The 13,253-nt window shown below is 70.6% G+C and carries 13 protein-coding genes; 12 read left to right on the forward strand and 1 reads right to left on the reverse strand.

Translation table 11 applies throughout. From position 1 onward, the window contains the following. The first annotated feature begins 123 nt into the window (after nt 1-123). From AXK60_RS03150 to AXK60_RS03195, 10 genes are all read left to right on the forward strand, one after another. Nucleotides 124-741, forward strand: a complete 618-nt coding sequence (locus AXK60_RS03150) for an Rv1476 family membrane protein (protein ID WP_068569494.1) — start codon at nt 124-126, stop codon at nt 739-741. A gap of 241 nt (nt 742-982) precedes the next feature. Beyond that, a complete protein-coding gene (locus tag AXK60_RS03155) occupies nt 983-2,452 on the forward strand; it encodes a C40 family peptidase (RefSeq protein WP_068569495.1) in 1,470 nt (489 codons plus the stop codon). A gap of 9 nt (nt 2,453-2,461) precedes the next feature. Next, a complete protein-coding gene (locus AXK60_RS03160) occupies nt 2,462-3,619 on the forward strand; it encodes an AAA family ATPase (protein WP_414929976.1) in 1,158 nt (385 codons plus the stop codon). A gap of 2 nt (nt 3,620-3,621) precedes the next feature. Then, a complete protein-coding gene (locus AXK60_RS03165) occupies nt 3,622-4,554 on the forward strand; it encodes a DUF58 domain-containing protein (RefSeq protein WP_068569497.1) in 933 nt (310 codons plus the stop codon). Further along, complete coding sequence (locus AXK60_RS03170; protein WP_068569498.1) at nt 4,555-5,538, forward strand: VWA domain-containing protein; 984 nt, start codon at nt 4,555-4,557, stop codon at nt 5,536-5,538. A 60-nt stretch (nt 5,539-5,598) separates the two neighbouring features. Next, nucleotides 5,599-6,324 (forward strand): 3-oxoacyl-ACP reductase FabG1, encoded by a 726-nt coding sequence (gene fabG1 / locus AXK60_RS03175; RefSeq protein ID WP_068569499.1) that lies wholly within the window; start codon nt 5,599-5,601, stop codon nt 6,322-6,324. 72 nt (nt 6,325-6,396) lie between these two features. Next, nucleotides 6,397-7,239, forward strand: a complete 843-nt coding sequence (gene inhA / locus AXK60_RS03180; RefSeq protein WP_068569500.1) for an NADH-dependent enoyl-ACP reductase InhA — start codon at nt 6,397-6,399, stop codon at nt 7,237-7,239. Beyond that, on the forward strand, nt 7,236-8,249 hold the full coding sequence (locus tag AXK60_RS03185; protein WP_068569501.1) for a ferrochelatase: 1,014 nt from the start codon (nt 7,236-7,238) through the stop codon (nt 8,247-8,249). Before inhA ends, AXK60_RS03185 begins: the two co-directional genes overlap by 4 nt. Further along, nucleotides 8,246-8,692, forward strand: a complete 447-nt coding sequence (locus AXK60_RS03190) for a hypothetical protein (protein ID WP_139057719.1) — start codon at nt 8,246-8,248, stop codon at nt 8,690-8,692. Before AXK60_RS03185 ends, AXK60_RS03190 begins: the two co-directional genes overlap by 4 nt. Before the next feature lie 159 nt (nt 8,693-8,851). Further along, nucleotides 8,852-10,102: a hypothetical protein gene (locus AXK60_RS03195; RefSeq protein ID WP_068982469.1), complete on the forward strand. Its 1,251-nt coding sequence runs from the start codon at nt 8,852-8,854 to the stop codon at nt 10,100-10,102. A 9-nt stretch (nt 10,103-10,111) separates the two neighbouring features. Here the strand turns inward: AXK60_RS03195 and AXK60_RS03200 are convergent, their stop codons facing one another. Further along, nucleotides 10,112-10,885, reverse strand: coding sequence for a hypothetical protein (locus AXK60_RS03200; RefSeq protein WP_068569504.1), 774 nt, complete (start codon nt 10,883-10,885; stop codon nt 10,112-10,114). Nucleotides 10,886-10,968: 83 nt separating this feature from the next. Between AXK60_RS03200 and AXK60_RS03205 the strand changes: the two genes are divergently transcribed. Continuing rightward, on the forward strand, nt 10,969-12,075 hold the full coding sequence (locus tag AXK60_RS03205; RefSeq protein WP_068569505.1) for a phosphotransferase family protein: 1,107 nt from the start codon (nt 10,969-10,971) through the stop codon (nt 12,073-12,075). Further along, nucleotides 12,072-13,235: an Rv3169 family protein gene (locus AXK60_RS03210; protein WP_244881002.1), complete on the forward strand. Its 1,164-nt coding sequence runs from the start codon at nt 12,072-12,074 to the stop codon at nt 13,233-13,235. Before AXK60_RS03205 ends, AXK60_RS03210 begins: the two co-directional genes overlap by 4 nt. Nucleotides 13,236-13,253 lie beyond the last annotated feature (18 nt).

Genomic DNA, 13,253 nt, shown 5'->3' on the forward strand with positions numbered 1-13,253 from the left:
GTGCCTGAAACCGATAATACAGTACGCTTGTCCTGTGAGAGGTCATTGGGCTGAACCTCGCGGGACGCAGCTCATTCTGCCTCGTTCCGGGCGCGGCCGTGGGCGTGTCGTACTGTGAGGGCCATGGGGCCCGTGCCGATCATCACCGCCGTACCCGCCGACGTCGACCTGTCGGCCCTCGAGGCGGACCTCGCGCACGACGGCGTCGCCGTCCTCAGTCCGGCCCACCAGGACTCGGTGCCCGCGCTCGTCGCCGTCGTCCGTGACGCCCGGGCCAAGGGCATCGAGAACTTCAAGGTGGTCGTCCTCGCGCACGACTACGACCCGGACACCTCGCTGCGCGACCTCGGAACCCAGGTCGGCAAGGACATGAAGGCCAAGGGCGAGGACGCGATGACGATCCTGGTGATGTCGCCCAATCAGGTGGCCGGGTACTCGACGCAGCTGAGCCGGTTCCAGATCGAGAAGGGGCAGGACGGCCACACCGGCCGCCTCGCGCTCAACAATCCGCCCAAGGCCACGCAGGACTTCGTGGACGTCGCGCACGACGCCACCTTTCCGTGGACGGCCGTCACGGTCGCCCTCATCGTGTTCGTCGCGGCGCTCGCCGGAGTGGCCCGGTCTGTGACTCGCACCCGCAGCCGCGCGGTCGACGCCGCCCGCCGGGCCGCTGCAGCGCCGGCCGGAGTGGTGAGCACCGTCGAAAAGAATGGCGCCGCGGCCGCTCCGTCGAACGAATAGCGCACATTCATTCGAAATTCCAGCTGTGTGATTCGCGGCCGGTGTCCGATTCGAAATAGTTCATCGATTGCATCATCGATGCAGTTCAGTGCTGCTTTCCGGGAAGTCACACGTGTGTAGTTTGTGATTACTGTTTTCTATTGTTGTGAAAGTGCCGTACGGTACGTCTGAAGCCAATGTTGTGCGTGTTGCACACGCGTACTCATCGGGTCTGAACGAGTCTTGAGTTGAGGGAGACACCTTGAGGCGTACGGCACACCCCGCCACGAACATCGCTGCGCGGTCGCTGCTCGCGGTCGTCGCCACCGGTTCGCTGATGGTCGGGACCGTTGCGGCCACCGGCTCCGCCATGGCCGAGCCCGGCGGCGACAACGCGAACCCCGCGAACGTCGTCGCCGCCCTGGTCGACCGCATCGCGCAGGCCGACCAGCGCATCGCCGACCTGCGTGGAGATGTCGCGACCAAGCGGCAGTCCGTCAATCGCGCCGTCGTGGACCTGCAGTCCGCGCAGGACGCTGCGCGTGCCGCCACCGGCGCAGTGAAGGTGTCCGAGACCGCGGTGACGGAGTCGAACACGCGGATCAAGTCGGCCCAGGACACGTTCGACACCGTCGTGCGCGCGGCGTACGAGCAGGGCAACAGCGCCGGCGCACTGGTCAACACGCTCGGTGGTGCCGACCCCGGCGTCGCCGTGGACCGCGCGACGACCCTGCGGATCGTGGCGGACAAGCAGCGTGTCGCGCTGGGCGACCTGCAGGCCGCGAAGGTCCGCGCCGAGGCTTCCCGTACCGCCGCCCGTGCCGCCAAGGTGCAGGCCGACTCCGCCGCCGCTGCCGCGGTCGAGCGGAAGAAGACCGCCGAGGACTCGATCACCACGACGGTGGCTGCGCTCGGCACCCAGGAGCAGGAGCAGGCAAGGCTCACGGCCCAGCGCACTCTCGCGCAGCGGGCTCTCGACGAGGCCAAGCGCGCCGACGACCGCGCCGCGCAGCAGAAGATCTACGCGCAGTACGTCGTCGACGAGCAGCAGACTCAGCAGATCGCGGCTCCCGCCGCGGCGGCGGCACCCGCGGCCCAGGCCGCGCCGGCCGCAGCGGCTCCCGCGCAGGCGGGCACCGTCGACTCCGCGGATCCGCTGGCCGCGGCTCGGACTTTCGCACAGGGCATCGTCGGCCAGGCATCGTCGTTGTTCACCAACCCGTTCGGCGCCGTGACGGGGCAGGCGACCCCGGCCGCTGCAGCACCCGCCGTACAGGCGGCCACCAGCGCAGCCGGCCAGAGCGGCGCGCAGATGATCGAGACCGTGATCCAGCGGGGCATGTCGGTCATCGGCGTGCAGTACGCCTGGGGCGGCGGCAGCTGGAACGGCGCGACGAAGGGCGTCCGCGACGGCGGCGTCGCCGACAGCTACGGGGACTTCAACCGCGTCGGCTTCGACTGCTCCGGCCTGATGGCCTACATGTACGCGGCCGTCGGCATCGCGCTGCCCAAGTACTCCGGGTACCAGTACACGACCGGAAACAAGGTCCCGATCAGCCAGCTCAAGCGCGGCGACATGGTCTTCCGCGGTCCCGGCGGCACGCAGCACGTCGCCATGTACCTGGGCAACAACCAGATCCTCGAGTCGCCGCAGTCCGGCGGCGCCGTGCGGATCGCGCCCTTCGACGCCTCGACCTTCCTGTCGCAGGGCGTCCGCGTGATCAACAGCTGACCGCCGACGATTGCGTACTCTCGTGGGAGTGGGCCGCGACGGCCCGGATCGGACGGGCCCGCGCGGGCCGGGGGAACGACGACGAAGGGGTCTTGCGTGACGCATTCTCAGGGGCTGGAGAACGGGACGGGCGGTGCCGCCTCGACCGATGAGGTCAAGCTGCTGGAGCGGGCCGTGTACGAGGTCAAGCGCGTGATCGTGGGCCAGGATCAGTTGGTCGAGCGCATCCTCGTGGGCATGCTCGCCAAGGGCCACGTGCTGCTCGAGGGCGTCCCGGGTGTCGCGAAGACCCTCGCCGTCGAGACCTTCGCGACGGTCGTCGGCGGCTCCTTCTCCCGCATCCAGTTCACGCCCGACCTGGTGCCCTCCGACCTCGTCGGTACGCGCATCTACCGGCAGGGCAAGGAGCAGTTCGACACCGAGATCGGCCCGGTCTCCGCGAACTTCCTCCTCGCCGACGAGATCAACCGCGCTCCGGCGAAGGTGCAGTCGGCGCTGCTCGAGGTGATGGCCGAGCGGAAGGTGTCCATCGGCGGCAAGACCTACCCGATGCCCGATCCCTTCCTGGTGCTCGCGACGCAGAACCCCATCGAGAACGAGGGCGTCTACCCGCTGCCCGAGGCGCAGCGCGACCGCTTCCTGTTCAAGGTGGTCGTCGGCTACCCCTCGATCGAGGAGGAGCGGGAGATCGTCTACCGGATGGGCACCACCCCGCCCATCCCGTCCCAGGTGCTCGACCCCGCGACCGTGCAGCGCCTGCAGCGCGCCGCGAGCGAGGTCTTCGTGCATCACGCCCTCGTCGACTACGTGGTCCGCGTGATCGCCGCTACCCGCACGCCCCGCGAGTTCGGGCTCGACGACGTCGCCTCCTGGATCACCTACGGCGCCTCGCCGCGTGCGACCCTCGGCATCGTCGCCGCCGCGCGCGCCCTCGCGCTGCTCCGCGGTCGCGACTACGTCGTCCCGCAGGACGTCGTCGAGATCATCCCGGACGTGCTCCGGCACCGTCTGGTCATGAGCTACGACGCGCTGGCCGACGAGGTGACCGCCGACCAGGCGATCGGCCGGGTCCTGCAGACCGTTGCACTGCCGCAGGTCGTGGGCCAGGCGATGCCGCAGCAGCAGGCGCCGCAGCAGTTCGTGCCCGCGCACCAGCCCCAGGTCTGACGATGCCGCACGCCCCGCTCCCGAGCTTCGCCGGCGGCGAGGTCGACGAGTCCCGCATGCAGGCGTCGCTCAAGACGCTCGAACTGCTCGTGCGGCGTCGGCTCGACGGTGTCCTCAAGGGCGATCACCAGGGCCTGCTGCCCGGTCCCGGCTCCGAGCCGGGGGAGTCTCGCCCGTACACGCCGGGCGACGACGTCCGGTTGATGGACTGGTCCGTCACTGCCCGCACCACGCATCCGCACGTGCGGCAGATGATCGCCGACCGCGAGCTGCAGACCTGGATCGTGGTCGATCTGTCCGCGTCGATGGACTTCGGGTCCACCGGTGGAACCAAGCGGGACCTCGCCGTGGCCGCGTCGGCCGCGGTCGTGCACCTGGTCAGCGGCGCCGCGAACCGCGTCGGCTGCCTCGTGACCAACGGCGCGCAGCTCGTGCGGGTCCAGCCCAAGTCCGGTCGCGCGCAGCGGCAGAAGGTGCTCAAGGCGATCGCGACGGCTCCCCGCGCGGTCGAGGGCACGCGCGGTGACCTGCGCATCGCGCTCGACGCGCTGCGCCGGCCCGAGCAGCCGCGCGGCCTGATCGTGGTGATCAGCGACTTCCTCGGCGACGTGGACTACGTCCGCGAGCTGCGCGGGCTGGCCGCCCGGCACGAGGTGCTGGCTGTCGAGGTCCTGGACCCCCGTGATGTCGAGCTCCCCGCGGTCGGCGAGATCGCTCTGCGTGACGCCGAATCCGGTGCCGTGCGCGAGCTCACCGTCACCCCCGACCTGCAGGAGCGGTTCGCTGCGGCCGCGCAGGCGCACCGTGCGCAGGTCGCCCGAACGCTGCGCGGCGTGGGCGCGCCGATCCTCGAGCTGCGCACCGACCGCGACTGGCTGGCCGACATCGTGCGGTTCGTCGCCGCGCGCCGACGTGGATTGGCCGGTGCTTCCTAGATGGGCGGATTGACCTCGCTCGCCACGCCGATCTGGCTGCTGGGCATCCTCGTGGTGCTGGCCATCGTGGCCGGGTACGTCTACAACGAGCGGCGCCGCGAGAAGCGTGCACTCAAGTTCGCGAACATGTCGGTGCTCGATTCGGTGGCGCCGCCCGGGCGCAACCGGTGGCGGCACGTCCCCATCGCACTGCTCAGCATCGGCCTGATCCTCATGATGGTCGCCCTGTCGGGGCCGCAGGCCATGCGGAAGGTGCCGCGCAGCAAGGCGACGGTCGTGCTCGTCATCGACACCTCCCTGTCGATGCAGGCCACCGACGTCAGTCCCAACCGGCTCGACGCGGCCAAGGAGGCGGCGAAGAAGTTCGTCGGAGAACTGCCCGCCGGGATGAATCTGGGCATCGTGTCGTTCGCCGGCACCGCGCAGCTGCTGGTCTCGCCGACGCCGGATCGGTCGCTGGCGACCAACGCGATCGACCATCTCGACCTCGCGCAGCGCACCGCGACCGGCGAGGGGATCTACGCGGCGATCCAGTCGATCAAGAACATCCGGGACGTGCTGGGCGGCAAGGACAACGCGCCGCCGGCCCGGATCATTCTGGAATCGGACGGTAAGCAGACGGTGCCGACCGACCTCGACGATCCTCGCGGCGGCTTCACCGCGGCGCGCAAGGCCAAGGAGGAGGGGATCCCCATCTCCACCATCTCCTTCGGCACGCCGGGTGGCACGGTGAACATCGAGGGGCAGAACATCCCCGTCCCCGTCGACGACGCCTCCCTGAAGAAGATCGCCGATCTCTCGGGCGGCCAGTTCTTCTCCGCGTCGTCGCTGAGCGACCTCAACGAGGCGTACGGCACGCTGCGCGACGAGATCGGCTGGGAGATGCAGAAGGGCGACAATTCCCGGGTCTGGGTGCTCTGGGGCACGGTGCTGCTCGTCCTGGGCGCGGCGGGCGCCGTGGCGTACAACCGGCGGTTGCCGTGACACGCTGCCGGATACCCGGAGATTTCCCCGCTCGCGCGGGCGATTGATACGTTGTCTTCCATGTCGACATCTGAATTCACGCCCCGGTCCGTCCTCGTCACGGGCGGTAACCGCGGTATCGGCCTCGCGATCGCACAGCGCCTGGCCGCCGACGGCCACAAGGTGGCCGTGACGCACCGCGGCTCCGGCGCCCCCGGGGGCCTGTTCGGCGTGCAGTGCGACGTCACCGACAACGACTCCGTCGAGGCCGCGTTCAAGGCCGTCGCCGAGCACCAGGGCCCCGTCGAGGTGGTCGTCTCCAACGCCGGCATCACCGAGGACACCTTGGTCATGCGCATGAGCGTGGAGAGCTTCGAGAAGGTCATCAACGCCAACCTCACCGGCGCCTTCCGGGTCACCAAGGCTGCGACCCGCGACATGCTCAAGAAGCGCTGGGGCCGGTTCATCTACCTCGGCTCCGTCGTCGGCCTCGCCGGCACCGGCGGCCAGGCCAACTACGCCTCGTCGAAGGCCGGCGTGGTCGGTCTCGCCCGTTCGGTCACCCGCGAGATGGCTTCCCGCAACATCACGGCCAACGTGATCGCGCCGGGCCTGATCGACACGGACATGACTCGCGAGCTCCCCGCCGACATGACCGAGCCGCTCATCAAGCAGGGCATCCCGGCCAAGCGCATCGGCCAGCCGGAGGAGGTCGCCGCGGTGGTCTCGTTCCTCGCCTCGGACGACTCCGCCTACGTCACCGGCAATGTCATCAACGTCGACGGGGGCCTCGGCATGGGCCACTAGGCCCGTTCCGCGCGCCGACGGCGCACCGTCGAATCAGCACAGCAGCACCCGAAACCTGAAGGAGGCACGTCCGTGACCGGACTGCTCGAAGGCAAGACCATCCTGATCACCGGCATCATCACCGATGCCTCCATCGCGTTCTCGGCCGCCAAGGTGGCCCAGGAGCAGGGCGCCACGGTCATCATCACCGGCATCCCGGATCGGCTCCGCCTGATCGACCGCATCGCCAAGCGTCTGCCGCAGGAGGTGCCGCCCGCGATCCCGCTCGACATCACCGACGAGGAGTACCTCGGCACCCTGGCCGACAAGGTCCGCGAGCTCGCGCCACAGGGCATCGACGGTGTGCTGCACTCGATCGCCTTCGCGCCGCGCACCCTCATGGGCCCGGACGCGGTGCCCTTCCTCGAGGGCCCCGGCCCCGACGTGGCGAAGTCCTTCGAGATCTCCGCCTGGAGCTACGCCTCGCTCGCGCGCGCCGTGCTCCCCGTCATGAACGAGGGCGGCTCCATCGTGGGCATGGACTTCGATCCCCGCACCGCGATGCCCGATTACAACTGGATGGGCGTGCAGAAGGCGGCACTCGAGTCGGTGAACCGCTACGTCGCCCGCGAGGTCGGCTACGCGAAGAAGATCCGGTCCAACCTCGTGGCCGCCGGCCCGATCAAGACCCTTGCGGCCAAGGCGATCTCGGGCACCGCGACCGACGACGCCAAGAAGCTCAACATGCTCAACCAGTACTGGGACGGCGCCTCGCCCATCGGCTGGAACGTCGACGACCCGGAGGTCGTGGGCAAGAGCATCTGCGCACTGCTCTCGGACTGGCTGCCCGGCACCACCGGCTCGATCGTCTACGTCGACGGCGGCGCCAGCCACAACACCTGGTTCCCGGAGGAAATGATCAACGCGCAGTCGTGACCCACGACGCGCTGCTGGTGCTCTCCTTCGGAGGGCCCGAACACCCCGACCACGTGCGGCCGTTCCTCGAGAACGTCGTCCGTGGTCGTGGCGTACCACCCGAGCGCCTGGACGCCGTCGAGCAGCACTACCTGCGGTTCGGCGGCGTCTCGCCGATCAACGAGCAGAACCGTGCGCTGATCGCCGCCGTCGAGGCGGAGTTCGGTCGCCGGGGCCGGGAGCTGCCCGTGTACTTCGGGAACCGGAACTGGCACCCCATGGTCGAGGACGCCGTCGCCCGGATGAAGGACGACGGCGTGCGCGACGCGCTCGTCTTCGCCACCTCGGCGTGGGGCGGCTTCTCCGGCTGCCGGCAGTACGACGAGGACATCGCCCGAGCGCTGGCTGCCGTCGGCCCGGGTGCCCCGCGGTTGACGAAGCTGCCCCAGTTCCACGATCACGAGCTGTTCCTGGAGTGCTTCGCGGACGCCGCCGCCGCGGCGCTGGAGACGGTGCCGGCCGGCTCGCGTCTGGTGTTCACAGCGCACTCCATCCCGGAGTCCGCGGACGTCAACGCCGGACCGCCCGGGGTGTCGAACCTGTACTCGCAGCAGGTTCGGGACGCCGCCGCGAACGTCGCCGCCCGGCTCGGCCTGGAGCACGACGTGGTCTGGCAGTCCCGGTCCGGCCCGCCCCAGGTGCCGTGGCTCGAGCCCGACATCTGCGACCACGTCCAGGCCCTGTGGGACGAGCGGGTTCCCGGCGTCGCGGTCGTGCCGATCGGCTTCATCTCCGATCACCTCGAGGTGATCTGGGACCTCGATACGGAGGCCCGCGACCTCGCGGCCGAGCTAGGCATTCCCTTCGCCCGCGCCGCCACCCCGATCCACGACCCGCGGTTCGCCACCATGGTCGCGGATCTGGTCGACGATGCGGACGCGGGCCGGTCGTCAGGGCTCGGTGTCAGCGTCGACGGTGCCGCCTGCGTCGAGGGCTGTTGCCCGGCGGTCCGGCGCCCGAACCGGGCGTGAGCCGCAGGTCGCGCGGTCTGCGGGCGGTGGCCGCGGTGGCGATCGTCGCGTCGTGCGGGTCCGGCTGCGGCACCTCCTCGCTGCTCGTACCGTCCTGGCGGACCGAGATCCCCTCGGCGCCGAGCGCGCCCGTCACCAGCGGCCAGGATCTGCAGGCGACCGCACTCGACTTCTTTCGGATGCTCAAGGAGAGTCGCTTCGATGTGGCCTGGACGCTGCTCTCGGTGCGCTGCCGGGCCGTGACGAACCTCGACGACTTCGCGCGTGCCGAGAAGCAGGAGGCCTGGTTCTTCCGCACGAACGGGATGGTACCGACGATCTCCGTGCGGGTTTCGGGGCTCACCGGCACGGTCACCATGAACTGGCCGCGCGGCGCGGATCGGCCGGCCACTGTGCCGTGGATCGCCGAGGCCGGCAGGTGGTGGAACGACTCCTGCTCCTGACCATTGTCAGGAGACGACCGGTCCCGGTGCGCCACGGGCTTCACTGATTGCAAGCGGGGCTGTGCTGCGGCGTGCTATTGATGACAACGAGCGTTGTCACACTGGCGCTGGTGGTCCACCGGTGATCGCCCGCGACGGCGCACCCGAAGGAGTCGGTCCATGCATGTTCCGCGGCGAAGCAACGACCTACGCGCGAGGACTCTTGTCGCGGTCCTGGCTCTGATCGTCGGGTGCGCGACCCTTGCCCCCTCGGCGCCCGCGGCGGCCGCACCGTCGTTCCTCGACGTCCGGGTGACGAACGGCGAAGGCGAGTCGGCGGGTGGAATCGCTGCCGCGCTACCCGACACCCGCGCCGAGCTGGAGCCCCTCCTCGCGACGGCCCGTCGCTCGGGTGCGAGTCCGCAGCGGTACGCGACGCTCCTGCATCAGTACTGGTTGGTCCGGGGCGCAGACCGGGCCGGCATCGACCTCGCGAAGTGGGACCCCGCCCTCGGGCTCGGCCCGAACCGCGGGAACGTCGACAAGGTCTACATCAACTACCTCGGGCTCGCGCGGGAGCGGCCCGAGCTGTACTGGGCGGGCATGGCGGGGATCGCGGGCGTGTCCTTCGCGGCGGGGTTCTACGACCTCGACGATGTCGCGTCGATCATGAGCGTCCCCGGTGTGGGGACGCTGGCGACGGCGATCGGCGGCGTCGTGAACGCCGTCGGGCCGCAGCAGGTGCTCTCCGCCCTGCCCGCGGACGTCCGACTACTCGTGACCCGTGGACCGGGACTCACCGACGCGGACCTCCGCTGGTACATCCAGCGGCTCCTGATCATGCAGAAGCACATCTTCATCGACATGGTGCCGATGCACGAGGCCTACCTCGACGGCGGCGCGGAGGCGATCGGCGAGTACGCCCGGGCCGGGCTCATGGACGACAACATGCGGCGAGCCTGGGACTCCGTCGCCGCGAACACGCCCGCCCGGCTGACCGACGCGCTGGTCCGCATGGCCTCGCGCGAGCAGAACCAGATCGTCGCGGACCAGTGGGACGTCACGTCGGCGGGGCGCGGCGTGATGGGGCGGGTGATGTCGTACGTGACCACGCTGGCGGGGAAGCCGGCCGTACCCGACACACCGGCGCCCGGCAACTACGCGCCGATCGACGTGCGGATCGAGCCGGGGCCGGTGCGCGTCCGCGCGCCCCTGCCGGCCTTCAACTGGGCCGATCGGGCGCCGCGCTGGAAGTTCATCGCCGACGAGCTCGCGCCCAAGTACGCCGCGGCGATCCAGCGGCACCCCGCGGAGACGAGGGCGCTCCTCGCGACGCCCTTCCCCGAGCTGGCGGCGCGCGGGCGGCTCATGCAGCGAGTACCGGTCGTGCTGGCGGACCTCACCACCGGATGGTGGGTCGGCCCGGCCTGATCCGTCGGCTCAACCGCGTAGTTCGTCGCGGCAGACGGCATTGACCGCGGCCACCCGGGCGGCGCGGACGGTGCGCCACAGGTCCCGGTACGCGGCGTCGCCACCCTGGGCGGACGCCAGCGTGAGGCCGGCGTAGGGGTTCTCCGTGCCCGCGACCAGCAGGATCGCCTCGACCATCCCGGCGCTGTCGAGCACGCGGTGCGCGCGCTCGGACGCGCTGAGCGGCAGCCGGTGGGCGCCGAGGTATCGGGTCAAGTCCATCACGAGGCGCCGGGGGTCGTCGGACGCGTCGGGCGCGGGCGGCAGGCCCGCCAGCGCAGACGGTGCCTCCCGGACCGCGCCGCGCAACTCCTGTTCGGCGCCGCCCAGCGGCATCGGGTCGGGGTCCACGAGGGCGGGTTCGTGCAGGAAGGCCTGCCAGCGCATCACGTCCGCGGCCTCCGGCGTGGGAACCAGGGCGATCGACGAGGACGCTCCGTCGAACACGACGACCTCGCCCCGCGCCATCGCCGCCTGTTCGAGATCCGTCCCGGCGGGGAGCCCGCGCGCGTCGCCCGGCGCGGGCAGCAGCAGCCGGACGGTGTGCGGGGCGAGCGCCCGGATCTCGGCGAGCAGGTCCGGGAGGTCGCCGTCGACGACGGACTGCACGGGCGCCCACTCGCTCAGCGCCGCCAGCAGCTCATCGGTGCCCGCCGATCCCGCGAGCCAGGCCGACGACCACACGGCGAAGCCCTGGGCGGGCCCCGCGGTGGCGCGGCGTGCGAGGGTGGCGACGGTACTCATGGCCCGACCAGCTTACGCGCCGGATCCCACCGAATTTCTGAAACATGTTCTAGCAAACGCTCCGCGGATCTACCCTGACCGGCATGAGTGAATCGGACACCTTCGCCGAGCAAGCCCGCCCGGCGTCCTCGCAGCGCAGTCCCGACGAGGTGCGAGTGCGGCTGCAGCAGTGGTTCGCCGAGCGGGAGCCCGGCGCAGAGATCCTGGACCTGCAGCTGCCGGAGGGCAACGGCATGTCCAGCGAGACCCTGCTCGCGCCCGTCCGGTTCGGCGACGACGAGCGGCGCCTCGTGATCCGCGTCGCGCCGCGGCCGGAGTCCGATCCGGTGTTCCCGAGCTACGACCTTCCGGCCCAGTTCGCGGTCATGCGCCATGTGCTGTCGTACGGGGTGGCGGCACCGTCGTGCCTGTGGGTCGAGGAGGATCCGTCCGTGATCGGGGCGCCCTTCCTGGTGATGGACCGGATCGACGGCGAGGTCCCGCCGGACGTCATGCCCTACACCTTCGGCGCCTGGCGGCCCGACTCCACCGACGCGGACCTGCGGGAACTCGGCGACGCGTCGGTCGACGTCATCGCGACGATCCACGGTGTCACCCCGCCGGGCGACGGGATCCCGATGCCGGAGCCGGGGGAGACGGCCCTCGCCGCGCACCTGCGCCGGCTCCGGGCGTTCTACGACTGGGCGGCGGAGGGGCACCGTCGGGCCCCCGTCCTGGACCGCGCGCTCGCCTGGGCGGAGGACCATCTTCCGGGCCACGCGGACGCTGTACTCACCTGGGGCGATGCCAGGATCGGCAACCTGATGTACGTCGGCAACACCCCGGTCGCGGTGCTGGACTGGGAGATGGCCACCGTCGGGCCGTGCGAGTTGGACCTGGGCTGGTTCGTGTACCTGCACCGCTTCTTCCAGGACCTCGCCGAGCTCGCGGGCCTGCCCGGCCTCCCCGGGTTCCTCCGCCGCCAGGACGTGGAACGACGGTACGCCGACCGCACCGGACACGTACCGCGCGACATGGACTTCTACACCGCGTACGCCGCGATCGTGCACGGCGTGATCATGTACCGGATCCAGACCCGCGCCATCGACTTCGGGGCGTCCGTCCCGCCGGAGAACCCCGACGACATGATCCTGCACCGCGCGAGCATCGAGAAGATGCTCGACGGGACCTACTGGGAGGCCGTGCCGTGACCGGATCGAAGCGGGGTTCGCCCCTGCGCACCTGGAGCGGCTCGCCGCTGTCGCCGGCCGACGACCTCCCCGTCCACCAGGTCGCCGATGTGATCCGGCACCCCGCGACCTCGGACCGCAACTTCTACGACCGCTACTACTTCAACGCGCACAACGGAACCGCCGACGAGCCCTTCCTGGTGCTCGGCCTCGGCGTGTACCCGAACCTCGGCGTGGTGGACTGCTTCGCCGTCGCACGGCACGACGACGACCAGATCGTCTTCCGGGCGTCGAAGGCACTCGGCGTGGACCGCACGGACACGGTCGTCGGACCGCTGCGGTTGGAGGTTCTGGAGGGGCTCGAGCGGCTGCGGATCGTCCTCGAACCGGGGGAGGACTACGACCTCGCGTTCGATCTGACGTTCACCGCGACCGGGCCCGCGCACCTCGAGCCGCGCCACTTCCACCGGCAGCTCGAACGGGTCACCTTCGACACGCAGCGGTTCGTGCAGGTCGGATCCTGGGCGGGTTCGTTGACCGTCGACGGCGAGAGGTTCGACGCGAGCACCTGGCGCGGCAACCGCGACCGGTCGTGGGGCGTGCGGCCCGTCGGCGAGGCCGAGCCGCCGGGCCGCCGCGTCACCGAGGCCGGCAACTTCTTCTGGATCTACTCCGTCCTGCGCCTGTCCGAGGCCACGATCTGCGTCGTGCTGCAGGAGGACATCCGCGGGCGGCCGGTCGTCGAGGACGCCACGTGGATCCCGCACGACGGCTCCGAGCCGCGCTGGCTCGGCCACGTCGCCCACGACATCGACTTCGTCTCCGGGACCCGCCGGGCCCGGGCCGCCCGGCTCGCGTTCACGGGATCCGACGGTGCCCGGACCGAGGTCGACGTCGCGATCCTCACCGCGAACCACTTCGGCTTCGGCACCGGTTACGGCCTCGATCAGGACTGGCGGCACGGCATGTGGCAGGGGGAGGAGAAGGTCGAGGGCCGGCGGTTCCGGGTGTCCGAACTCGATGTGAACCTGACGATGCTCGTCCCCGTCGAATACCTCGCGACGTGCACCGTCCGGCACCCCGACGGCCGAACCGAGGAGGGCGAGGGCCTGTTCGAGTTCGGTGCGATCGGCCCGCACGAACGGTACGGCTTCACGCAGTACGTCGACCCGGCTCCCTGACGGGCGGTGTGGGCTCCC

Source organism: Tsukamurella pseudospumae (genome assembly GCF_001575195.1).
GTDB lineage: Bacteria > Actinomycetota > Actinomycetes > Mycobacteriales > Mycobacteriaceae > Tsukamurella > Tsukamurella pseudospumae.